21 protein-coding genes and 1 pseudogene are annotated in these 24,388 nt (G+C 49.6%); 11 read left to right on the top strand and 11 right to left on the bottom strand.

Features of this window, described 5'->3' with window-relative positions; translation table 11 throughout:
• Position 1 precedes the first annotated feature (1 nt).
• A complete protein-coding gene (locus tag M2374_RS21195; protein ID WP_146717039.1) occupies positions 2-811 on the top strand; it encodes a cytochrome c1 in 810 nt (269 codons plus the stop codon).
• Between the two features lie 46 nt (positions 812-857).
• Here M2374_RS21195 and ychH read toward each other — a convergent pair whose 3' ends face one another.
• Positions 858-1,136 carry a stress-induced protein YchH gene (gene ychH / locus M2374_RS21190; RefSeq protein ID WP_045443721.1) on the bottom strand — a complete coding sequence of 93 codons (279 nt, stop codon included), beginning with the start codon at positions 1,134-1,136 and terminating at the stop codon, positions 858-860.
• A 274-nt stretch (positions 1,137-1,410) separates the two neighbouring features.
• Here ychH and pth point away from each other — a divergent pair, with 274 nt between their 5' ends.
• From pth to M2374_RS21175, 3 genes are all read left to right on the top strand, one after another.
• Entirely contained in the window at positions 1,411-1,995 is a 585-nt protein-coding gene (gene pth / locus M2374_RS21185) for an aminoacyl-tRNA hydrolase (protein ID WP_046275292.1), read from the top strand.
• A 115-nt stretch (positions 1,996-2,110) separates the two neighbouring features.
• Entirely contained in the window at positions 2,111-3,205 is a 1,095-nt protein-coding gene (ychF, locus tag M2374_RS21180) for a redox-regulated ATPase YchF (protein ID WP_096756754.1), read from the top strand.
• A gap of 502 nt (positions 3,206-3,707) precedes the next feature.
• Complete coding sequence (locus M2374_RS21175) at positions 3,708-4,424, top strand: YebC/PmpR family DNA-binding transcriptional regulator (RefSeq protein WP_137361829.1); 717 nt, start codon at positions 3,708-3,710, stop codon at positions 4,422-4,424.
• A 232-nt stretch (positions 4,425-4,656) separates the two neighbouring features.
• On the opposite strand, the gene M2374_RS21170 is transcribed toward M2374_RS21175, so the two are convergent.
• Complete coding sequence (locus M2374_RS21170) at positions 4,657-5,754, bottom strand: alkene reductase (protein WP_115258276.1); 1,098 nt, start codon at positions 5,752-5,754, stop codon at positions 4,657-4,659.
• 102 nt (positions 5,755-5,856) lie between these two features.
• Between M2374_RS21170 and M2374_RS21165 the strand changes: the two genes are divergently transcribed.
• The gene (locus M2374_RS21165) at positions 5,857-6,768 is read left to right on the top strand and encodes a LysR family transcriptional regulator (RefSeq protein ID WP_115258275.1); all 912 of its coding nucleotides are present in this window, start codon (positions 5,857-5,859) and stop codon (positions 6,766-6,768) included.
• 100 nt (positions 6,769-6,868) lie between these two features.
• Here M2374_RS21165 and M2374_RS21160 read toward each other — a convergent pair whose 3' ends face one another.
• Together M2374_RS21160 and M2374_RS21155 are read right to left on the bottom strand one after the other, a co-directional pair.
• Positions 6,869-8,347, bottom strand: coding sequence for a HAMP domain-containing sensor histidine kinase (locus M2374_RS21160; RefSeq protein ID WP_181689027.1), 1,479 nt, complete (start codon positions 8,345-8,347; stop codon positions 6,869-6,871).
• A 2-nt stretch (positions 8,348-8,349) separates the two neighbouring features.
• Positions 8,350-9,063, bottom strand: coding sequence for a response regulator transcription factor (locus tag M2374_RS21155; protein WP_137361832.1), 714 nt, complete (start codon positions 9,061-9,063; stop codon positions 8,350-8,352).
• Positions 9,064-9,206: 143 nt separating this feature from the next.
• Between M2374_RS21155 and M2374_RS21150 the strand changes: the two genes are divergently transcribed.
• From M2374_RS21150 to M2374_RS21140, 3 genes are read left to right on the top strand one after another with little or no spacing between them, the layout of a single operon-like run.
• Positions 9,207-9,821 carry a cytochrome b/b6 domain-containing protein gene (locus M2374_RS21150; RefSeq protein ID WP_181689125.1) on the top strand — a complete coding sequence of 205 codons (615 nt, stop codon included), beginning with the start codon at positions 9,207-9,209 and terminating at the stop codon, positions 9,819-9,821.
• Positions 9,822-9,831: 10 nt separating this feature from the next.
• Positions 9,832-10,593, top strand: coding sequence for a molybdopterin-dependent oxidoreductase (locus M2374_RS21145; protein ID WP_181491321.1), 762 nt, complete (start codon positions 9,832-9,834; stop codon positions 10,591-10,593).
• Positions 10,594-10,621: 28 nt separating this feature from the next.
• Complete coding sequence (locus M2374_RS21140; RefSeq protein ID WP_153880461.1) at positions 10,622-10,882, top strand: pentapeptide MXKDX repeat protein; 261 nt, start codon at positions 10,622-10,624, stop codon at positions 10,880-10,882.
• Positions 10,883-10,972: 90 nt separating this feature from the next.
• Here M2374_RS21140 and licT read toward each other — a convergent pair whose 3' ends face one another.
• The 3 genes from licT to M2374_RS21125 all read right to left on the bottom strand — a co-directional run bounded on the left by licT (position 10,973) and on the right by M2374_RS21125 (position 14,142).
• On the bottom strand, positions 10,973-11,803 hold the full coding sequence (gene licT / locus M2374_RS21135; protein WP_181689026.1) for a BglG family transcription antiterminator LicT: 831 nt from the start codon (positions 11,801-11,803) through the stop codon (positions 10,973-10,975).
• Positions 11,804-11,969: 166 nt separating this feature from the next.
• Complete coding sequence (locus M2374_RS21130) at positions 11,970-13,313, bottom strand: OprD family outer membrane porin (RefSeq protein ID WP_181689025.1); 1,344 nt, start codon at positions 13,311-13,313, stop codon at positions 11,970-11,972.
• 91 nt (positions 13,314-13,404) lie between these two features.
• Entirely contained in the window at positions 13,405-14,142 is a 738-nt protein-coding gene (locus M2374_RS21125) for a histidine phosphatase family protein (RefSeq protein WP_181630982.1), read from the bottom strand.
• A gap of 554 nt (positions 14,143-14,696) precedes the next feature.
• On the opposite strand from M2374_RS21125, the gene surE reads away from it, so the two are divergent.
• From surE to M2374_RS21110, 3 genes are all read left to right on the top strand, one after another.
• The gene (gene surE, locus M2374_RS21120) at positions 14,697-15,536 is read left to right on the top strand and encodes a 5'/3'-nucleotidase SurE (RefSeq protein ID WP_404979249.1); all 840 of its coding nucleotides are present in this window, start codon (positions 14,697-14,699) and stop codon (positions 15,534-15,536) included.
• Positions 15,537-15,666: 130 nt separating this feature from the next.
• Positions 15,667-17,535, top strand: a complete 1,869-nt coding sequence (gene bglF / locus M2374_RS21115; RefSeq protein WP_181689124.1) for a PTS beta-glucoside transporter subunit IIABC — start codon at positions 15,667-15,669, stop codon at positions 17,533-17,535.
• Positions 17,536-17,552: 17 nt separating this feature from the next.
• Positions 17,553-18,950 (top strand): glycoside hydrolase family 1 protein, encoded by a 1,398-nt coding sequence (locus M2374_RS21110; RefSeq protein ID WP_181630861.1) that lies wholly within the window; start codon positions 17,553-17,555, stop codon positions 18,948-18,950.
• 70 nt (positions 18,951-19,020) lie between these two features.
• On the opposite strand, the gene M2374_RS21105 is transcribed toward M2374_RS21110, so the two are convergent.
• From M2374_RS21105 to M2374_RS21090, 4 genes and pseudogenes are all read right to left on the bottom strand, one after another.
• Positions 19,021-20,550 carry a carboxylesterase/lipase family protein gene (locus M2374_RS21105; RefSeq protein ID WP_181632160.1) on the bottom strand — a complete coding sequence of 510 codons (1,530 nt, stop codon included), beginning with the start codon at positions 20,548-20,550 and terminating at the stop codon, positions 19,021-19,023.
• A 106-nt stretch (positions 20,551-20,656) separates the two neighbouring features.
• A pseudogene (locus M2374_RS21100) lies at positions 20,657-22,078 on the bottom strand (PTS transporter subunit EIIC); the annotation flags it as partial.
• Between the two features lie 189 nt (positions 22,079-22,267).
• Entirely contained in the window at positions 22,268-23,623 is a 1,356-nt protein-coding gene (locus tag M2374_RS21095) for a carbohydrate porin (RefSeq protein ID WP_181689023.1), read from the bottom strand.
• Between the two features lie 567 nt (positions 23,624-24,190).
• On the bottom strand, positions 24,191-24,388 hold a 198-nt coding region (locus M2374_RS21090), incomplete at its 5' end, for an autotransporter outer membrane beta-barrel domain-containing protein (RefSeq protein ID WP_259155879.1).

Here is a 24,388-nt window from a genome sequence, read left to right as displayed (position 1 = left end):
GATGGGACGATGGTTAACCTTTGCAGCCCTGAGCCTGGCGTCACTCTTCAGTCATGGGTATTGCGCGCCGCTTCCGCCCCCGCAGCCGTGGGTATTTAGCGGCGTGAACGGCGCTCACGACACTGAACAGTTACGTCGTGGTTTACAGGTTTACGAAGAAAAATGCCGGGCCTGCCACGGTATGAAATATCTCACCTTCAAAGAGCTGACCCAACCTGGCGGGCCGCAACTCACGCAAGCAGAAGCCAAAGCACTGGCCAGCGGCTATCTGTTTGCAACGGTTGAGGACGATGGACAACCGGGTGAACGTGACGGCAATCTGAACGATGTCTTCGCCTCCCCTTATCTGAACGATCAGGAAGCCAAATACCTCAACAATGGCGCACTGCCGGTGGATCTCAGCTATATCGTGCGGGCACGAAGCTACGATCGCGGGTTTCCGCAGTTTATCCTCGATGCGTTTATTCCCTACACTGACAGCGGTGCGGATTATATTTATGCGCTGCTGACGGGTTATTTACCCGACGATCCTGAGATGAAGGCAAACCGGTATTTTCCTGGTGGGATAATCAATATGCCAAAGCCGCTGGCAGATGGTGAGATTACCTGGTCCACGCAGTCTCATCTGCCACAAACCGAGCAACAGTACGCGCGCGATGTCACCGCGTTTCTGGCATGGGTTGCCGATCCGCAGCTGGCGTCAAGAAAACATCAGGGAATGTATGTGATGGGGTATCTGGCGGTGGTTGTGGCATTATTAGCACTATTACTGCGAATTCAGTCCCGCTCGCGCAAAAGCAAGACGAACTGAAAACCAGTCAGCGTAAGGCTGGCTGGTCTGCAGACAATGTCACGGTTTAGCTATGGCGTTGGCTATTATTACGACGACAGCGTTTGTCGTAATGGCGAACCCACCAGTAGCGGTCGCTGATTTGTTCGTGACCGCCGACGCGAGCCCCCGCCAGCCAGAGCACGCCGCCAACAAAAATACTGAGCACGGCACCGTGTGCAAAAAATTGTGGTAGGTTAAATTGCGGCAGCTGATTTAAGATTGAATAGCCCACACCGACAACCATCACCACCAACCCTAAAGCCATGAGCACGTTACCGAGTAACGAAGCGTTTTTGCGTTTCATGTGTCACCTCCGGAACTTTGGGTTGCTACAGGGAATACCCCTAATCCTTATGTGTAAAGTATAGACAACACTGCCGCTCGCAAGTGCGCCTGCGATCACAATTACAAACACTCATGCAACAAAACTTTACAAATAACCCACTGAACACACTCATTTTCTAATAGTCCAGCGAGGCAATTATTCAATTTTTGCCGGTACGCACGCAGTTTTTTGTCAAGCGCCCCGTCAGACAGTAAACTACACGCCGGTTATGGACACACTCAGGACAAAATACGTGACGATTAAATTGATTGTCGGTCTGGCAAATCCCGGCGCTGAATATGCGGCTACGCGACACAATGCCGGCGCATGGTACGTCGATTTACTGGCAGAGAGATTACGCGCCCCCCTGCGCGATGAGCCGAAATTCTTCGGTTACACCTCCAGAGTGACGCTCGAGGGTGAAGATGTCCGTCTGCTGGTGCCAACCACATTTATGAATCTGAGCGGCAAAGCAGTCAGCGCGATGGCCAGCTTTTATCGGATCAATCCTGATGAGATTTTGGTCGCCCACGACGAATTAGATTTGCCCCCCGGCGTTGCCAAGTTTAAGCTCGGCGGCGGCCACGGCGGGCATAATGGCCTGAAAGACATCATCAGTAAGTTGGGCAATAACCCGAACTTTCATCGCTTACGCGTTGGAATTGGTCATCCCGGCGATAAAAACAAAGTTGTCGGTTTTGTTTTAGGCAAGCCGCCTGTTTCAGAACAAAAGTTAATTGATGAAGCCATCGACGAAGCGGCGCGTTGTACCGAGATATTGTTCAAAGACGGCCTGACCAAGGCAACCAGCCGGTTACATACCTTTAAAGCACAATAAGCAGCGATGTGCGGCATTTTTCCCGCGTGCTGTGTATAATAGGCAAAGTTATTTACTTTTCTACAATCTGTTTTCCATAACAGGTTGAATATCAAAAGATTAAGGTGATTTAAACATGGGATTCAAATGCGGTATCGTCGGTTTGCCAAACGTAGGCAAATCCACCCTGTTCAACGCGCTCACCAAAGCGGGTATTGAAGCGGCTAACTTCCCGTTCTGTACTATTGAGCCGAACACTGGCGTTGTACCGATGCCCGATCCGCGTCTGGACCAGTTGGCTGAGATCGTCAAGCCGCAGCGTATTCTCCCGACTACTATGGAATTCGTCGACATTGCCGGTCTGGTAAAAGGCGCATCCAAAGGTGAAGGTCTGGGTAACCAGTTCCTGACCAACATCCGCGAAACCGAAGCGATCGGTCACGTGGTACGCTGCTTTGAAAACGACAATATCATTCACGTTAATAACAAAGTGGATCCGGCTGACGATATCGACGTCATTAATACCGAGTTGGCACTGTCTGACCTGGATACCTGCGAACGCGCGATTCACCGCGTGCAGAAAAAAGCCAAAGGCGGCGATAAAGACGCTAAAGCCGAGCTGGCCGCGCTGGAAAAATGCCTGCCGCATTTGGAAAATGCCGGGATGCTGCGTTCACTGACCAACCTGACGGACGAAGACAAAGCTGCCATCAAATACCTGAGCTTCCTGACCCTGAAGCCAACCATGTATATCGCCAACGTTAACGAAGACGGTTTTGAGAACAACCCGTACCTCGATAAAGTGCGTGAAATCGCGGCAGCTGAAGGTTCTGTGGTGGTTGCCGTGTGTGCGGCAGTTGAATCCGATATCGCCGAACTTGACGATGCCGATCGTGAAGAATTTATGGCTGAGCTGGGCATTGAAGAACCCGGTCTGAACCGCGTGATCCGCGCCGGTTACGAGCTGCTGAACCTGCAGACCTACTTCACCGCTGGCGTGAAAGAAGTCCGCGCGTGGACCATTCCTGTCGGTGCGACCGCTCCGCAGGCTGCTGGTAAGATCCACACCGACTTCGAGAAGGGCTTTATCCGTGCACAGACCATCGCGTTTGAAGACTTCATCACCTACAAGGGGGAGCAAGGCGCAAAAGAAGCCGGTAAGATGCGTGCAGAAGGTAAAGATTACATCGTCAAAGATGGCGACGTAATGAACTTCCTGTTCAACGTCTAAATAAAATTTGTTGTCTCATGAGGTTTCATTGAACTTCATGAGAATCAAAAAAAACCATTAAATCCACGCAATTGCGTGGATTTTTCATTTCATAGAGTCTCATGTAACCTCAACGGAATCAGTCCAGAAAACGTCGAACATACCTTGTATGTGAGGACAGGAAATACCTACTGCCGCGGAGTCAGTCCAGTTTTCCAGATGTTTTTGTCCACTCTGCGTAATTTAATAGTGTTTATTATCTGGATTATCACAATTATTTTTCCTGACTTATTTATTATTATTTCAGCTCGATTGTTAACAATAAAAATAAAGCACCAAATGTAAATTTTAAAATGATCACCAAAAACACCAACCATTTATAAAATTAAAGTAACATCACGTAAGATTGTCGTTTTTTATTTCTCATAGACGAGTATTTACATATCATGATATAATCTCGCGGAAAAAATGCAGGTTAACAACCTGCATTTAATGTAAATAAATCTTTGAGGAGAGCATTCCAGTGGGACGTAAATGGGCCAATATTGTTGCTAAAAAAACGGCTAAAGACGGTGCGACGTCTAATATATATGCAAAATTCGGTGTAGAAATCTATGCTGCTGCTAAGCAAGGTGAACCAGACCCAGAATCAAACTCATCTTTAAAATTCGTTATTGAACGTGCGAAGCAAGCACAAGTCCCGAAACACGTTATTGATAAAGCAATTGATAAAGCCAAAGGCGGCGGCGATGAAACATTCGTGCAAGGTCGTTATGAAGGTTTTGGACCCAATGGCTCAATGATTATCGCTGAAACCTTGACGTCAAATGTTAACCGTACGATTGCTAATGTCCGCACAATTTTCAATAAAAAAGGCGGGAGTATCGGAGCGGCAGGCTCTGTCAGCTATATGTTTGACAATACTGGCGTCATTGTATTTGCAGGAACAGATCCAGACCGTATTTTTGAAATTTTGCTTGATGCTGAAGTTGATGTTCGTGATGTAACCGAAGAAGAAGGAAACATCGTCATTTATACTGAACCTACAGATCTTCACAAAGGAATTGCAGCTCTAAAAGCAGCTGGAATTACTGAATTCGCAACAACAGAATTAGAAATGATTGCTCAAGCAGAAATTGAACTCTCACCAGAAGATTTAGAAATCTTTGAAGGACTTGTTGATGCCCTTGAAGATGATGATGATGTTCAAAAAGTATATCATAACGTTGCAAATCTCTAATTATATATTAAAGAAATCTGTCGTTGTGGCAGATTTCTTAATTTTACAACTTTGTATATTAAAGCATATCCAGCCAGATGCATTGTTTTAAATTCACCCTGTCATTATCGCGCACAAAATATATTTTTTTGCCCATAGCATTATAAAATTAATATATCCACGCAATTGCGTGGATTTTTCATTTACCCTGTTATTGATGCCCGCCGTGATGGCCGTTAATACATCGCCATAGTTAATTCAGAAATGGGTAATCGGTATAACCCACTTCGCTACCGCCAAACAGCGTCGCTGGGTTACCCATTTCTGAAAGTGGCAGGTTTTCTTTCAGGCGACGTGGGAAATCTGGATTAGCGATAAAGGGACGTCCGAAAGCGACCAGATCTACGATCCCTGCCGATAACAGTTTGTCGGCTTTTTCACGGGTGTAATTCCCCGCCACAATAATCGTACCGCTAAAAGTCGCCCGCAGGGTCTCCCGGAACGCATAGGGCACCTGCGGCGCATCATCCCAATCCGCTTCCGCCAGATGAATAAAGGCAATACCTTTTGATTCACACCAGGCCGCCAGAGCCAGAATAGCGTCAATAACCTGCGGGTCATCCATGCCACGCTGGGTGATGTACGGGGCCAGACGGATACCGGTACGCTCTGCACCAATGGCCTCGCTGATCGCTTCCAGTATCTGCTGGGCGAAACGCACACGGTTTTCCAGACTACCGCCGTATTCATCGGTTCGTTGGTTTGAAGAACGGCGCAGGAACTGATCAATCAGATACCCGTTGCCACCGTGAACTTCCACGCCATCAAACCCCGCTGCCACCGCATTGAGGGCCGCCTGCCGGTAATCTGCTATTACCCGTTGAATATCAGCTGTCGTTAGCTCACGTGGAACCGGGCAGTCGACCATTTCACCGATACCCTCATTGTTTACCACCCACACCTGTGCGTGCGGTGATAACGCAGAAGGAGCTACAGGTTGGCCGTCCGGGTGAAAACTTGCATGGGACATACGCCCCACATGCCACAACTGGGAGAAAATCGTACCTCCTGCGCGATGGACCGCATCTGTTACCAGACGCCATCCCGCCACCTGTTCAGCAGAATGAATGCCTGGTGTCCAGGAGTAACCCTGCCCTTGGGCAGAAATCTGTGTTGCTTCGGTGATGATAAGACCGGCGGTGGCGCGCTGCTGATAATACTCGGCCATAAGCGCGCCAGGAATATTACCGGGCTGGACAGTACGGGCACGAGTCATCGGTGCCATGACAATACGGTTTTTTAGTACACGTTTGCCAATAGATGTTGTCTCGAAAAGGGAATGTTGTGGCATGTTCTGCTCTCCTGAGCGGTTAACTATGGCTTGACTTTATGTCATGCAAGTCGCTTTGATAATGGCAGTAATAATTGATTATCTTTTCAGGAAAACGGAATAATGGGTAAATTCGAAGATATGACGTTACTGGTGGAAGTGGTTGAAGCTGGTGGTCTGGCCGCTGCAGGGCGTCGGATGAACCTTTCCCCCGCCACCATGACTGCACGATTAAAGGCGCTGGAAGAACGTTATCAAACCCGGCTGTTTAATCGTTCAACCCGGGCTATCGCATTGACACGAGCCGGGGAGGAGTTTTACCACGCCGCACTTCGTGTGCAGGAGGAGATGACACAGGCAGAATCAAAACTGACGCAGAAGGACGGACTGCTCAGCGGCAGCCTGCGTATTTCAGCCCCCTCGGACTTTGGCCGACAGTATCTTTCCCCTGCGCTTCTCGATTTCTCCCGTTTGCATCCTGAAGTCAGAAGCTCCGTTTATCTCAGTGAGAGCGTGGTGGATTTGATTGTCAACCGTCTGGATATGAGCGTGCGTTTTGGGAACTTGCCGGACAGTAATCTGGTCACAAAATTCATCCGTCCTAATTATCGGGTGCTGGTTGCGTCAAAAAGCTACCTTGAAGCACACGGAACGCCTCAGTATCCGGATGAATTACACGGGCACCGCTGCCTGGTGATGGAGCAGCGCGGCACGCTGATGAACGAGTGGCGTTTTGAAGAGCAAAATGAAACCGCGGTGGTGCAGGTCACGCCGGCAATGGTATGTGATGACGGCGCCTTGCTTCGTCAGTGGGTACTGGCGGGAGCGGGTATTGCCAGCAAATCCTGGTGGGATGTGAAGCGAGATGTGGAACAAGGGCGACTGAGCGTTTTATTTGCTGAGACTTTTATCGGCTTCAGCCGCCATGACAAGAAACACGTTGGTCTGCAGTTTGTCTACCCTCAACGGCGTTTTCAGCCGTTGCAGGTGACGGCTTTCAGTGAGTTTTTCATTAGCTGGCTGGATAATGAATAACGCAGCTACTATCGGTTTTACGGCCGTGCAGCCACCTGGCGACACCGTTCATCTTCATCTGCGCACGTAGCCATTGAAGCTGGTATCACGGATAACTGGTTCAAATATGTGGGCCCGTCGTTAAGCCAAAGCGAAAACAAGCCCCGCTTTTCGGCGTATCCACCAGCGCAATTTCGCTACCATGTAGCTGTAGCATCTGGCGGACGATCATCAACCCCAGTCCCCCTACTCGAACACCTGCCGGATTCGCAATCGAAGGACGGATGAATAATCCCTCCATCAATTCTTGCGGGATCCCAGGACCGCTGTCGCTAATTTGCACCATCACTTTATCCGCTTCTCGCCACAAACGCACAGCAACAGTGCCGTTGTCGGGAGTATGGCGAATCGCATTATCCAGCAGGTTGGTCAGCACCCGTTCGATCATCCCGAGGTCTGCATCAATAAGCGGCAGGCCTGGCTGAATATCTGCCAGCAATGCCAGCTGTTTAGTCTGGGCAGAAAGTTCAAATTTCTGGAAAACATCCTGCAGCAGTTCACTAATCGAGAATTTCTCTTTCTGCGGTTTAACCACACCATATTCCAGACGAGCCAGCTCAAACAGCGACTGGGAGAGCGCCCCCACCTTTTGGCTCTGTGCGAGAGCAATATTAAGGTAGCGCTGCTTCTCAGCGTCGCTCAGGCTGGCTGACATTACGGACAGGCTTTCAAGGTAGCCGTGTAGTGAGGTTAATGGCGTGCGCAAATCATGGGAAATGTTGGCGATAAACTCACGTCGTAACTGCTCTTGTTGTGCAAGACGATGCCACTGTTCTGCAATGCGCTGGGCCATCGAGATAACCCCTTGTCGCAGTTGGCTAATTTCATCGTTACTGGTATTGATTTGCCGGGGCTGCGCCGCCATTGCCTGCATTTCTTCTATCCCACCGGTTTCCAGGGCATGGACTTGAGCAGACAATTCGCGCAAGGGACGAGTTATCCAGCGCAAGGCGAGTGCCCCCACCACCAGCCCCAACAATGCAACAAGGCTGATGGACAGTAAGACTATCTTCAACAACGCATCAAATTGCGCATTGCTGTTTAAGGCGTTGTAATTTTCCCCGAGCAAAATTACATACAAGTAGCCTTTTATCTGCCCATCCTGACGCATTGGCGACACGCTAAACACTTTCTTCGCATCAAGGCTACGCGGATCGTCGCCGTAAATGGGGTAATGAGGATTATTTAATGCCGAGTGTATTGGCTGTAAATCAACCCGCTGACGTTTGATGTGCCCTTCCGGCGCCGCATCACCAATAATATTGCCCTCTTTGTCCAGTAAATAAACTTCTACACTGGGATTCACCGCCATCAGATGATCAAATAAATTACGCATCGACTCTTTATTAAGGCCATCGCGTTCAAGCAGAGGGTAACTTTGGTTGATATGCCCGGCAAGGTCCGCAGAAAGCTGCTGAATTACGGCCTTACTGTATTCAGTACTGGTTCGCACCTGCAGCCAGCCCAACAGGGCACACGACGTAATAAACAGGAGAGCAAAAACCAGCGTTAAACGCTGTGAAAGTGTATAAGTTCGCATGGTTACTCGCGTGGCTGTGCGGTGAATTTATAGCCCTTTCCCCAGACGGTACGGATAAAGTTAGGTTCCGCCGGGTTATCCTCAATTTTGATCCTTAAACGATTGATATGTGTATTCACCGTATGCTCATAGCCTTCATGTTCGTACCCCCAGACCTGATTTAGCAGACTCAAACGAGAAAAGACTTTATCCGGATGTCTGGCAAAAAAGTAAAGCAAATCAAACTCTCTGGGCGTCAACTCCACCGACTGATGATTAAGTTGAACATCCCGAGCCAGCGGATCAATAGAGAGGTTATCAAAAATCAGTACACCAGCATCCAGCCGTAAATTCTTACTCATTGCTTCCTGACGGCGAAAGAGCGCCTTTACACGGGCGACCAGTTCAAGCATTGAAAACGGTTTCGCAAGGTAATCATCAGCCCCCAGTTCAAGACCGAGAATACGATGGGTTTCACTTGAACGAGCGCTGATAATAATGATGGGCGTATAACGCGTCATCGTTCTGGCATGGCGACAGATTTCAAGCCCGTCAACGCCAGGCAGCATCAGATCCAGGATTAGCGCATCCCACCCACCCTGGTTAAGTAACGCCATACCAATATTGCCATTTACCGCATGCGTCACCGTAAACCCCTCCTCACGCAGATGAAGCTGTAACAGCTCAGCGATGTTTTCATCGTCTTCTACGATAAGTAATTTCTTATCCTGATTCACTTCATTGTCCCCCACGATCCCGATACTGAAAGTCTACACAACAAGCGGGTAGAAAGTTGTCACATTTAATTTAACTTTGCGTGAAGCATCGGGGAATAAATTTTATTGATAATGACCTCATCGAATGTTCAGGAAGCATTGTGATGAAAAAGTTGTCTTTGCCTGTCACCCCGCCGGAGGTTATTCATCCCGCATGGTTGCGAGTGTGCCATTGGTTGAATGCCCTGGCTATGCTGATCATGGTCACCAGCGGCTGGCGAATTTATAACGCATCGCCACTATTTAACTTCAGGTTTATGAATGCGTTAACACTTGGCGGTTGGCTAGGCGGTGCACTGCAATGGCATTTTGCGGGTATGTGGATATTGGGCATTAACGGTTTGATTTATTTGTTTATCAATAGCCGGTCAGGTCGTTTTAAACAAAAATTCTGGCCTTTGTCTCTCAAAAGATTGATGACTGAACTATTGCTAGCCCTACGGGGTAAATTAGTTCACGGAAACCTCAGTCATTATAACATGGTACAGAAATACATTTATGTATTGGTGATTATCACCGGAGTTATTTTAGTCGGTTCAGGACTGGTTGTCTGGAAATCTGTGCAACTTTCATTCTTGAGCGAATTGCTCGGGGGATATGACAATGCGCGATGGATACATTTCTACGCCATGAGCATTATTGTCGCATTTACTTTTATTCATATGATGATGGTCGTGTTAGTCCCCCGCACATTATTAGCCATGATTCGTGGTCGATAAGGATATTATCATGAGCGATGAAAATGATATCCTGAAAGAAGCACAGCAACTAATTAGTAAAAAATTATCCGTAGAAGGTCGCCGTCGCTTTTTAAAACAGGGATTAACCTTGGGTGGACTCGTCATGCTGACGGGTTGTGATATCAGTGATAATCACCAAGTAGAAACGACGCTAAGCTCGATTTCTCGCTTTAATGACAGGGTTCAGGCATGGCTGTTTAACAGCAATGATTTAGCTCCCGTTTATCCTGAGTCAATGATGACAAGGCCGTTTCCTTTTAACGCTTTTTATGCCGAGGATGCCGCCCCAGACATTAATGGCAATGACTATCGCCTGGAGGTTGCTGGATTAGTTGGAGATAAACGCCCATGGACATTAGCACAACTCTACCAAATGGCACAGGTCAGTCAGGTCACCCGTCACATCTGCGTCGAAGGTTGGAGTGCCATCGGTAAATGGGGAGGGGTACCGTTTAAACTGTTTTTAACCGGTATTGGTGCTGACCTTAATGCACAATATGTCAGTTTCAAATGTGCAGACGATTATTACACCAGTATCGATATGGCAACAGCACTACATCCACAAACGATTCTGGCTCTGACATACGATGGAGAATTATTGCCGCGAAAATATGGCTTTCCAATTAAATTAAGAATACCCACAAAACTTGGATATAAAAACCCGAAGCACATTAACGTTATTGAAGTCACCAATCGTTACCCCGGCGGTTATTGGGAAGATCAAGGATATAACTGGTTTGGCGGTAGCTAATATACTCTAACCCTTAAAGGTAAATATTATGAAAAAATTACACACCGTAATCATGTGCGCTACATTGGTTTTTGGGATGACAACTGCTCACGCAGCAGATAGCATGAGTAAAGACTCAATGGCTAAAGATCACATGGGGAAAATGTCCCATGATTGCAGCAAGGATAAAATGAATAAAGATTGCATGTCAAAAGACAACATGCGTAAAGATGCAATGACCAAAGATACGATGTCCAAAGCTTCAATGGCTAAAGATGGAATGTCTAACGAGGGAATGGATAAAAAATAATTAATCCGGCATTACCTGCCATGATGTAACATCAGAAATTAGATACAAAAAACCACGCCATTGCGTGGTTTTTTGTATCTCGTTTTACCGTCAGACTTCCTTACGCACGCGCTCAATATGAATGGTGAGGAACATGATCTCCTCGGTGGTCAGTTCCCGCTGGTACGCCTTGCGCAAATGCAGTGCAATTTTCTCAGCGCATCCCCAAGCCCGGGAATAGTTTTCTTTGACGGCACTATGCAACGTTGCATCATCATCCGGCACCACGGTACGTGTCAGCATGCGTTGTGCAAAGAATTTTAGATGCGTCACAAAACGCTGATAGCTCAGAGTACTTTCATCATATTCCAGACGCAGTTGATACTTCACCAAATTGAGGATCTCCTGCATTACCTGAGTGATGTGCATCACTTCAGGCATTTCGCTATTAAGCTGCGCGGTCACCAGATGAAGTGCAATAAACCCGGCCTCATCTTCCGCCAGATCCACATTAAGCCGTTGGCTGATAATCGCCCTTGCCTCCTGTCCCAGTTCAAACTCCCGTGGATACAAACGCCGAGTTTCCCATAACAGTGCATTTTTGATCGCCAGCCCTTTTTTTTGTCGCTCAATGGCATAGTGGCAATGGTCAGTCAGGGTAATGTACAGGCTCTCCTGGAGTTTCCCCAACCGCGAGCGCGCCAGTTCAATAATGCGGTCGCAGGTGGTCATCACCTCCAGCGGGATCTGATTCATAAGATCCCCCAAACGGTTAACCAGTTCATCACTTTGTAGTGCGAACACTTTCTCGATACGCGACTCATCCAGCGCGTCACCGATCCGCTTCTGAAACGCAAGACCACGACCCATCACGACCTGTTCGCGCTGCTGTGCATCGAGGATAACGACAACATTATTATTAAGAATTTTGGCGATGATCATCTGAACCCCAAAAACAAAAAAACCTGACTCCTGACAGTCGCCAGAAATCAGGTTTTGCCTGCAGTACGCAGTTACAATCCATTCGCGTAATCTAACACTTCGGCGTTTTTATTTGAACTGTCTGGGTGAAAAACGTGATTCAGATCGCGCGCTATTTTTATCCAATTCAGAACATATTAAAGCGGTACTCAATGATAATTTCAGAGGCCAGAGTATGTGCCCGTGTGTAGTGTCCGTCGGTGAGCACCGGTGTTTTCCTCTTGCTTTTGTATGACCATCCCGGGCCAACCATTGCCCACACCGTCAGGTTTTTAAACACCGGATCGGTGGGAACCCAGCGACTGAAGGCGTTAATCTCACCGGAGCGAACATGGTTGCCCTTGTAATTGAACTGCGCAATGTTACCAACCAGACCTACGGTCAGCGCAGGCGTTAACCGATAATCTACCATATCGGCCATCACCAACTCGCCATCACGCATGTAATCATCACCCGCGTAAGCCATTGAGATAAAAGTTCCACGCGAGTTTTTACTCAGATGGCGTGGATAGAAACCAATCTCGTTGGCTTTACTGGCATCGGTATAGCCGATACCCCATTTATTGCTCCAGCGGTCTGCTTTCCAGGTAATATCGAGGGCGAAATGCCAGGCTTGATCGTCAAAATCGCGTTTATCCGCAGGCATAGCGCGGTAGTCATCCAGTGCCTGAGTGGCGTAAATTTGGCTGCCAATATTCAGCTGTGGAAGTGGTCTAACGTTGCTAAACAGCAGCTGGCGGCGCAGGTAGTTTTGGCTTTCGCCATACGCATACTGAACATCCATCAACGGTGTTTTCCACTTCACATCCCCCCCAACCAGATGATTAATATCCCGCCCGGTATTGGTCTGGAAATGTACCTTTTCTGGTGAATTACGTTCCATCGCGTTTTCTAAATACGCCCCGTGAAGCGCCACATCTCCGTAGGCTACCCCCCCGCTAATGCCGGAGTATGTGGTTGGAGAGAGTCGGGTGGAGCTCGAGATCACGCCATAGTTCTTGAACGTCTGCCAGCCCCAGCGGGCATTCAGTTGGGTGTCACCCAGCGCATACTTCATTTTAATATTGCGTTGACCAAATTTAGAAAAACCTTCGGCGTTGCTTTTTTTATTTCCTTTGCCCTTGCTGTACAAAATACCACGAGAATTAAAGTAATCACTGGCGCCTAATTTTATCGCGCTATAATAAACAGCATCGACGCCGATAATGTCAGCAAAATATCCGGACTGATAGTCAACGGCGAACCCTTGCCCCCACGCACTGTGCACATGCTTAGGGTTGGCGATATCCTCCTTCAGATACTTCCAGTAATTCTTAGCAGACAGTGTTAAATGCGAATCGGAAATAAAGGGGTCGATAACCCCTACATCAGATTGGGTAGTAGAAGGTTCCTGTCTATTATTGGTGACAGCCCAGGTAGATGCAGAAACCCCAAGCGTAATAAACGCAAAAGAAATACGTATCAGATTCATTTTATTATCCCAGAAGCAGCCGAAGCCGGGCCCTGCCAGAAAATGGCATACCAGTATTTCAGCCCTAAAAGAAAATCAGTGAATTATGTTATTACTCACCCGTAAGAGATTTCTTCCCTGCATCAACATATTTCAACGTGCCAATCTCTGGCACAGTATATTTGCCGTTTTTATAAACTATTTTCACTACCGCGGCATTGGCAATGGGCTTATTTCTGGCTGGATCAGGGGTCAAATCAGAGATCATAATTTGCATTGACATACCGGATGAAATAACCAGAACATTTTTATCACCCTCCGATTTTGCCCGTTCGATAATGGTGCCCAGCGCAGTCTGCGTGCGTGCTTTTACCTGCGCATAATTCTCTGCCAGGCCGCTGGGATCGGCGCTTGCCAGCGCATTCTGGCTATCGCGTAGCGCAATCTTACCTGCCATCATCGCATTGAATAATTCACCCCCATCGGCCATACCGAGCTTGTGCGCAGCAGCATTGGCCATCTCTTTATTGTGCGCCCCTTCAAAACTGCCAAAAAAAGCCTCACGCAGGCCTGGCAGTTCATTTAGATGATAATCAGTGATACCCTTCTGAGTTAAAACAACTGCCATTGTTTCACGTTGTCTTCCTGCATCACTGGAATAGAAACGATCAAAATGAATATCTTTTAGCCCCTCACCTAAATAGCGCGCGACCAGGCGACCTTGATCGGTGAGAGGGGAATCTGCCCATCCCTGAACACGATCAAACGTATTTAAAAACGTTTTACCATGACGTGCGATATAAATGTTTACGCCTTGTTCTTCAGGGGCATCTTTCTTATCATTCGCCATAACGACTGGGCTATTAATCACGCTAGCCAGAGCAAGAAAAGCAAGCAACCATTTTTTCACGTGTGACCTTCCGCTTATCATTCTTATACGTCAGAAACAAAAAAACCTACGCCAACTTCCCGATCGGTTAATTTAGATCGGGAGGGTGAGCGTAGGTTTTGCCTGTGGATACAGTAACAATCCAATGGCCGGGAACCATATCACTAATTATTTTGTATGACATCATGTTTATTAACAGAAAACGCAGAAATATGATCGTGTTCATAACGTGGGTGACAGATTGGATTATTGACACTCGCAAACACGGTGTATTAAGCCAAAAAAGTGAAACCGGTCACAGAAACCAGCGTGGACATCTGGACTAAATCGATTCCAACGCGTATTTTCGTTGCAGTTCCGGGATTGTTACTGAATCAGGCAAAACCTAAGGCACTTTTATGCAGCTATGCTGCAGCGAAGTGCCTTAGGTTTTTTTTTGCGCTGAATTCAGCCCCGCCAGTCAGAGATAAGGATTAAAGATGAAAATAACTCTCCTCGCTGCAACGTTACTGTCCATGTTTGCCTGTTCTGCCTTCGCCGGCTCTGCGCCGCTAAAGATACTGATTGTCAACGATGATGGTTGTGAATCTCCCGGCAGTATCTCATTACAGGAAAAGCTGGCAGCCAAAGGTTTTGACGTCTGGATGGTAGCCCCCGCCACAAATCAGAGCGGTATTGGTTCAGCCATTACGTTTAAAACCGGTAAGCTGTTCGATGTCAAAAAAGTCGCCGACAAACGTTTCTGCTTCCCCGGAACGCCCGCTGACGCCGTCGATTTCGGCTTACAGGGCGTGCTGAAAAACAGTCCTCCGGATCTCGTGATTTCAGGCGTGAATGACGGTCCCAACACCGGAATGGCGCTGGTCAACTCCGGGACCGTCAGCGCAGCGGCACGAGCAATCCGCTATGGCTACCCGGCGATCGCCGCCAGTATCGGCTATATCCTTAGCGAACAGGAAATGAAGAACAAATGGCCCAGCACGCACAAGTACTGGCCCGACTCCGTTGATTATGTCGTGGAGGTTGTTGAAACCCTTAATGCCAAACACACACCCGGTACGCCGCTGCTGCCAAAAGGTTCTGGGCTGAGCATCAACTACCCTGCGCTGGCAAAAGCGGAGATCAAAGGGGTGCGCTACGTCGAAAATGAAAGGTTCCCGGTGCCACAAATTGGTTATGAATTGATGGCCAACGGCCAGGCAAAACAGACCATCAACCCGGCCGCACTGGAAAACACACAAAACGAGACTGATTCAGGTTGGCTCAATAAAGGATATATCACCTATACCCTGTTCGACGGATCCTGGGATGCCCCCGCGTTCCAGGCACAATATGAAGCATTGCTAAAAAAATAGTCCATTGCTGCGCGCGTCGCGCAATGCGCGACGCATAATGGTTGCGCAGGCGGGCAAAACCTGTAGTGCCGGCGGGTTGGCCGTTCGGTACTCGGTTTTAAAGATCTCAGTACGGATAAGATGAATGAACATGAAATTTGAGGAACTGGCCAGCGATATCCTGCATCACGTGGGCGGTGGTGAAAATATCAACAGCGTGGTGCACTGCGCAACCCGGCTTCGTTTTAAACTTAAGGATGACAGCCTGGCCGACGCTGAAGCGCTGAAAGCCAATCCCGACATTATTATGGTCGTCGAGAGCGGTGGGCAGTTTCAAGTTGTTGTTGGCAACCACGTCCATGATGTCTGGCTGGCCGTCTGCCAGGCAGCGGGTATTAGCGATGATGTCCCGAACCAGATAAAACAATCAGACGATAAAGGGGGTCTGCTGGCAAAATTTATCGATATGGTTTCGGGTATTTTTACGCCGTTTCTTGGCGTGATGGCAGCCTGCGGTATCCTCAAAGGTTTTCTTGCCCTGAGTCTGGTTTGCGGCTGGATGACCGAAAACAGCGGAACCTGGCGTATTCTGTTCGCCACCGGCGATGCATTGTTTTATTTCCTGCCCATGGTGCTCGGCTACACCGCCGGCAAAAAATTTGGTGGTAATCCCTTCTTAACCATGGTCATCGGCGGTGCCCTGATCCACCCGATGATGATTGCCGCATTTCGCGCGAGCGCAGATGGCGCAACTGAGACATTCCTCGGGATCCCGGTGGTGTTTATTAACTACGCCTCCTCAGTCATTCCCGTGATTTTTGCCGCCTGGTTTTGTTGCTGGCTGGAACGCCAATGCAATAAGGTTCTGCCCTCTGCGGTAAAAAACTTCCTCACCCCGCTTATCTGCCTGTCCGTCACCGTGCCGTTAACCTTTCTGGCAATTGGTCCACTGGCAACGGGCCTTGGCGAACTGCTGGCGGCCGGTTTTCAGACCATATATAAATTCGCCCCCTGGCTGGCGGGTAGCATCCTCGGTGGCCTGTGGCAGGTGTGCGTGATCTTCGGTCTGCACTGGGGACTGATTCCGTTGATGATGAATAATATGGCTGTGGTGGGTCACGATCCCATGCTGGCTATCCTGCTGCCGGCCGTATTTGGACAGGTCGGCGCCGCGCTGGGGGTTTTCATCAAAACCCGCGATCAGCGTCTGAAAGCGCTGTCCGGCTCAGCCACTGTAGCCGGCGTCTTTGGCATCACCGAACCTGCCGTATATGGCGTCACGCTACCCTATCGTCGTCCGTTTATTTTTGGCTGCGTCGGGGGGGCCATCGGCGGTGCCATCGTCGGCTTTAGCCTGAGCCAGGTGTATTCTTTTGGACTGGCCAGTATCTTCACGCTGGCACAAATCATTCCGACAAGTGGTTTTGACTTCACCGTCTGGGGAGCCATTATTGGTGTGGTCGTTTCATTCCTCTTCGCCTGTCTGATGACTATTGTTGCGGGCCTGCCTGCCGCATCGGCAGCCTCAACGCCCGTTCCGGCAACCATTACCGCAACCCTCGATGAAAACACGGTACTTGCGCCCCTGAGTGGCGTCACGATTGCACTTGATGAAGTACCGGATGCCACCTTCGCCAGCGGTCTGATGGGTGCAGGTGCAGCCATCATCCCGGCAGAAGGAAGAGTCGTTGCCCCCTTCAGTGGCGAAGTTGCCAGCCTGTTCTCAACACGCCATGCCATTGGGTTACTCAGCAACAGCGGCATTGAGATCCTGATTCACGTCGGTATTGATACCGTCAAACTTAACGGTGAACACTTCACGGCGCATGTCAAAGAAGGCGACAAAATTCGCCCCGGTGAACTGCTGATTACCTTCGATCGTGAAGCCATCCTCAGTAAAGGTTTTGACCTGAGCACCCCCATCATTATGAGCAACAGTGACGACTTTGCCGGACTGGAACACCAGCATGAAACACCATACGTCAATGCTGGCGATCCGTTCCTGTGCGTCAAACGCTAATTTCAAAGGAGAACACCATGAACAACACTTTTCCCGATGGATTTTTATGGGGCGGCGCAATGGCGGCAAACCAGGTTGAAGGCGCATGGCAGGAAGACGGTAAAGGTGTGTCAACATCAGACATGCTGCCCAACGGCATTTTCGGTAACGTTGTCGCACGCCACGCAGGTCAGCACAGTATTAAGGACGTCGCCATCGACTTCTACCACCGTTACCCGGAAGATATCGCGCTGTTTGCCGAGATGGGTTTCACCTGTTTGCGCGTGTCAATTGCCTGGACCCGCATTTTCCCGCAAGGGGATGAAACTACACCGAACGAGGCAGGACTGGCATGGTATGACAACTTGTTTGATGAAATGTTGCGCCACAATATCCAGCCGATGGTGACGTTGTCGCATTACGAGATGCCCTGGGGACTGGTTGAAAACTACGGCGGCTGGGGAAACCGTGACGTCATCACCTTCTTTGAGCGCTACGCCCGCACCGTTTTCACTCGCTATCAGCACAAAGTCAAACTGTGGTTGACGTTCAACGAGATCAACATGTCCTTGCATGCACCGTTAACCGGTGTCGGTCTGCAGGACGGCTGCAGCAAGGCAGAGATATACCAGGCGATCCACCATCAGTTGGTGGCCAGTGGCCTGGCAGTTAAAGCCCTGCATGACATTATTCCTGATGCCAAAATTGGCAACATGCTGCTGGGTGGCCTCACCTACCCGCTGTCCTGCAAACCCGAAGACGTTTTTGCCACGTTGCAGGATAACCGCCAGTGGCAGTTCTTTGGCGACGTCCAGTGTCGTGGGGCTTATCCGGGCTATATGCAGCGTTTTTTCCGCGAAAACGACATCACATTACACATTGAGCCGCAGGATCATGACGCGTTACGCCACACTGTTGATTTTATCTCCTTTAGTTACTACATGACCGGCTGCGTCACAGCAGATGCTGAACTGGTCGAGAAGATGCAGGGAAATATTCTCGATATGGTGCCCAATCCGCATCTTGAAAGCTCCGAGTGGGGCTGGCAAATAGATCCTGTGGGCTTACGCACACTGCTGAACGTTCTGTGGGATCGCTACCAGAAACCGCTATTTATCGTTGAGAATGGACTGGGTGCCCAGGATACACCAGACCACGAGGGCCGCATTCACGACCACTATCGTATCAGCTATCTCAACGATCACCTGGTCCAGGTACGCGAAGCGATCGCGGATGGTGTGGAACTTATGGGATATACCTCGTGGGGCCCAATTGATCTGATTAGCGCGTCAAAAGCCGAAGTTGGCAAACGCTACGGCTTTATCTACGTTGATCTGCAGCAAGATGGTTCGGGTACGCTGGCGCGCAGTCGCAAAGAGAGCTTTTACTGGTACAAGGGAATTATCGCCAGCCACGGCGCGTTACTGAAAGCGTAATCGCGTTAACAAAAATACCCCGTCAGTAATGACGGGGTATTTTTTATTCTGACCAACTACAGTAAATGCATTATTCCTTTACCAGCGTTTCGACTAAATCCAGTCTCTCTTGCCACGGATCGCGCTGAGTCTGCGTCTGTTGCGCTCCTGCCGCCGGGATCAGCAGCAGGTTGTCTGCCTGACGGTTGAAAGCAGGCCATTCAGGCAGATTTTGTGCATTGGGCTGGCTGCTTCTGGCAAAATTCACCCAATACTGATTAAGCTGGGTAGCCACAGCCTGATCTTGCGGTTTCACCGTGTCGGCATAACGCGCCGTCAGTGTATTAAAAACATACGGAATTTCACTGGCATGCTGCGCGCCAGACGTCTGGTCACTCAGTGCCTGCGCCACGTAACCAAAACGATACTGCCACACAGGAAGCTGGTTATCACTCCATACCCGAGCCATATAGCGCGCCGGTTCAACCATAAAGCTATCGCTGGCAATAGCGTTGGCTGTCTGCTGCGGTGACATATCACGATAGGCCTGGTCCGCTTTGCCACGCAGGTCAGACGCAAACGGAGCAAACGCCTGTTCTCGCGTAGTGACCTGTGGTGCAAAACCTATATCCGCGTCGTTTGCACCAATCATCAGCGGCACTTTGTTGAATTGTCCCTTACTGTACAGCTCGTGAGGTTCAGCGGTAATAATCCGTCCATCGATCATTGGTCCGGAGTAATCCGGGCTTTGCATGGTGGCCATATTAAGGCCACTGACCACCTCGTTGGCAGGAAGCTGTCGCAGCGCCTCCAGCGCCTTGTCATCATCGCCGTTGACGCCGTGTTTGGCAGCAAATGCCAGACCGGCTTTTTCTGCCTGCTGCCAGTTCTGGTGCGGGACAATATTGTGACGGCCTGAGCCGGACTGGATAATGGCTTTCTGGAACAGACCCGATGCTTCTTTGCTGGTCAACAGGCTGTTAACGGAAAAGCCCCCCGCTGACTCGCCAAATAGCGTGACATTCTCCGGATCACCATTGAAGTTGGCGATATTATTTTTAACCCATTTCAGCGCGGCAAGTTGGTCCATCAGACCATAGTTCCCCCGTAGTGGATCGTTAGCCAGTGCGGGGTGGGCGAAAAAGCCAAAACGTCCTACACGATAGTTAAAGCTAACGAACACCACACCCTGGCGGGCAAAGGCATCCCCGGCATACACCGCAGGGGATGAGCCTCCATTGACAAACCCGCCGCCGTAAATCCACACCATAACCGGCAATTTGCCGCTAGCGTTAGCCGGACGCCATACGTTGAGCGTCAGACAATCTTCGCTAAACCCGACGCCTAACGGCGCAGCATCCCCAGGAAACGGCTCTTGTAGACAGTCTTTTCCGTAGTGTTTTGCCGGACGAACACCTTGCCAGGCTGTTACTGGCTGCGGGGGTTGCCAACGTAGTGCTCCAACAGGCGGTGCGGCAAACGGAATGCCCTTAAAAGCATCAACGCCCTGATGTTCGCTTCCTAAAATGCGTCCATCCGTCACGCTCACTTCCGGGCCCGCGGCCTGAGCCAGGCCAGCACAACAGATAAAGGTGAATCCAACCGCTAATGTGTATCGCATATCAATCCCCTGCTTTATAAGCCAATGGGAGGAAGGCCAGTAGCGACCCTCCTCCCGGTATATAACGTTAAGATCGTGTTTGTGGCGTTATTTATGGATGCTGTTTGAGCTCATTTTCATCGCTCGTGGTCGAAACTGTCGCCGCATTTTGTGCATTCAGCCCCGGCAGTCCTGCGACCAGCGTCATTGCGCAGCTCAGAATCAGTGCCACTACCGTGCCAATAATGCCCCCCCATAACGTGGCATCGACGCCACCCGGCGGAATCATCTGTGCAATGGTGAAGATGTTGGCAAATCCGAAGGAGTACACGTGGGTATTGCTGAAGCCAACAATTGCGCCCCCCACCGCCCCCGCGATGCAACCAAAAATAAATGGACGTCTGAGCGGCAGGTTTACGCCGTACACCGCAGGTTCAGTAATACCGAAAATACCGGCCGTCACGGAGTAGCCCGCCAGCATTTTCTGCCGTGCATCACGGCTACGCAGGAAGATCCCCAGCGCTGCGCCGACCTGGCCCATCACGGCTGGCAGCAACATAGGCAGCATCGTGTCATGGCCTAGCACAGCCAGGTTGTTGATCATCAGCGGGACCAGCCCCCAGTGCAGACCGAAGATCACACACACTTGCCACAGGGCGCCGATCGCCGCGCCTGCCAGCCACGGGGCAAGGACATAAATCCACTGGTAGCCGTTAGCGAGGAACTGACTAATCCAGGTCGCCACCGGGCCAATAATCAGGAAGGTCAGCGGCACCGTAACCACTAAGCAAATCAGCGGTGCAAAAAAGTTCTTCATGGATGATGGCAGCAGAACTGAACTCTTTTTCTCCAGCCAGCAACTCACCCACGATGCGAGAATAATCGGGATCACGGACGCACTGTAGTTGAACCAGGTTACCGGAATGCCAAGGAAGGTTTCCGTGATAGCGCCAGCTTGTTGACTGGCAGTAAACGCATCAATCATTAGCGGATGGGTCAGCGCGCCGCCGATCACCATGGTAATAAACGGATTACCGCCGAACTTCTTCCCGGCGGTGTAACCCAACACCAGTGGGAAGAAGAAAAACAGCGCGTCACTGGCAGCAAACCAGATTTTATAGGTCGCGCTATCGGTGGTTAACCATCCGCAAACAACTGCCAGGGCCAGCAATCCTTTGAGAATACCGGAGGCCGCCAGCACGCCAATAAAGGGCGTAAAAATCCCGGACACGATGTCAATTACGTGCCCTAAGGCACTACTTTTATTCCCTTTTTTCTCCGTTTCCGCAGGGGCATCATCCGTCAGACCGGCTTCAACACACACCGCCTGCCAGACATCGCCCACATCATTCCCGATGACGACCTGAAACTGACCGCCACTTTCGACAACCATAATCACACCCGGGCATTGCTTTAGCGCTGGTGCGTTAGCTTTTTGGTTATCATGCAATTTGAAGCGAAGTCGGGTAGCGCAATGCACCAGACTGTTAATGTTCTCTTTACCACCGACGTGGTCGATGATTTTTTTCGCCAGCGCTTGATGTTTCATATTGATGTTCCTTACGTCCGGTGTCCGCAGCCACCGTCTGACTGAGTAGAAAAATAAAAAAACCCGAGAACGTTCCACATTCAGCGAACGCGCTCAGGTTTTGCCTGCATAGTGCAGTAACAATCCCGTTCTGTTATTTGCCAGGAATAAAACAGCATGACGGCTATGGCTGTACTGGCTGTTTATGTATTAGAACGTCACCACCGTTTTCAGCTCGGTAACCCAGGCATCCTGGGTCTCTGAGACGCCGCCGGGGTTATGCCAGTACTGAATACCCGGTTGCAATTCGATCCACGAAACTGGACGGAAGCGATAATAGATCTCCGCATTCATAGAGCGGCCAGGTACGGGGCGATATCCCGGATTGTTGTAGTCGGAAATGCCGCTGATGCTGTTCATATACCGCTGGTTATGTGCAAACTCGTCGCTCGCATCGAACCAGGTTGCACCAATACCGATGGTGTCGTTCGGACGAGCATCAAACAGTCCACGGTAGCGGAACGTTGAGGCCAGCACGGAATGGATAACGTTTGTGCTCTGGTCTGCAAGGCTGAAGCTCAGTGAGGTGCTCAAGCCACGATTTGGATCACCATCATGCTGTGTCAATTGCTGGTTAAACCCGGTGTACATAAACCAGGTATCACTATGTTTCGTATAGCCATTCGGATCGGTGGCACCGGCACCGCCAGATTTTCCTTGATAGAGATCGGTTTGCGGTGCATTGGTGTACAGCACACCAAAGTTGTAAATCCCCGGTAATCCACTGATCACAGGACGGGTTTCAATTTCTAGCGGCAGCAACACGCCTTTACTACCTTTCGTCGACCAACTCCATGCATGGCTGCGGCTGGTTGCATCCGGGTTTTGCTCCATCACCCCACCTTTTAATGTCACGGTTGGCGTAATTTTGTACTCCAACGTGGTGCCCCAGGTATGCATGTTCCAATTGCTCCAGGTCAGTGAGTAGGCAGACTTACCACCGCACTGAGAGAGCAGTTGAGAATCGCAAGGGATGATTTGGTCGAAGGTCTGGACTTTGTTCATCATGCCGACACGCCAGGTCAAACGACGATCGTCAAAGCTCCGAGCAAAAGTCAGCCAGCCGAGGCGAGTAATAGACCCCCCGCCCCAGCTCTCCTGGGTCAAATCGTTAAACGGAACGCGTGGATCCTGGACACGTTTGGTCGTCAGGTTGTCATCGTGGTTACGGTTAACGATATTCCCTTCAATACGAGCATCAGGGATCCCGGTCCAGCGTTCCAGATCCTGATTAAAGGTCAGCGCGAACTGATCAATATAGGCCACGTGTGAATCATGGTTGTACCCGCCGCCACCATTCCATGCAATTTCGTTCAGATACCCCAGGTTGTAGGTAAAACCATTGTCATTGAGAATTTTACGAATGCCAAGCATGTCGCCCAGTACAGGCTCTGGTGGGGCTTCAAAACCCAGTACCGTCCCATTCCAGTCTTGTGCCATTGTGATTGGCGATACCGTCAGTAAGGCAAGCGCGTAGAGCTTATAAGGTATTTTTTTATATGCCATAATGAGACCTGTTTATTTATTCAATGCGTAACCGATGGCAGGCAATTTATATATTGCCCGTTATCATTTTATTTCAGGTAATAGCCGTCCCTGCAGTCATTAATAACTGCAAAGCGCCACTTTAAATAAAGTCAGACCAATAAGTAGAATGCGTGTAGATGTGCCTCCTCGTAAACGACAGGCAAAAAAAAACCTAAGTGCACCGCTTGCGCGGAACACTTAGGTTTTGCCTGTTAACCAGTAACAATCCTGAGTTGTAAACAGGTGGGACTGTATCATCATCCCACCACGTTGCAAACGATGAGAACGCTCTGCTGTATGAAAATGTGAGCAAGATAACACTTGCATAACACGGCGTTGCTGCGAAAAGTCGCAGCTTTTTTATCGCTGTAAAAAATATTTGCGCCGCTTTATAGCGGTTAGCGATATTAACGTTAAAAACGTGGGATAAAGATGGCTACACACCGTTATCCCACTTGTATTAAAATAAATTATACCGATGTAATTATAGACACACTGAACGTTAACTCAGCTATATCTACCTATTACCGGTCTGCTAAACGCAAACTAGAAGCTGTATTTCATCCCTACCATCGCAGATGAGTCGCTGTAGCCTTTGTCACCGACCTGGACGCCCACGTTACCCCACAGATTCAGGTGGTCGTTCAGTTTGCCTTCCACGCCGGTTTTGATTTCTCCGAGATTGCGCGCCCCGTCCTGATACACGCTCACCCCGTCCATCTTCGTACCAAAATCATGCGTGTT

Source organism: Citrobacter sp. JUb117 (assembly GCF_024809055.1).
GTDB classification, from domain to species: Bacteria; Pseudomonadota; Gammaproteobacteria; order Enterobacterales; family Enterobacteriaceae; genus Citrobacter; species Citrobacter gillenii.
The sequence above is the reverse complement of the archived record's forward strand: the minus strand, read 5'-3'. Positions and strand labels throughout refer to the sequence as shown.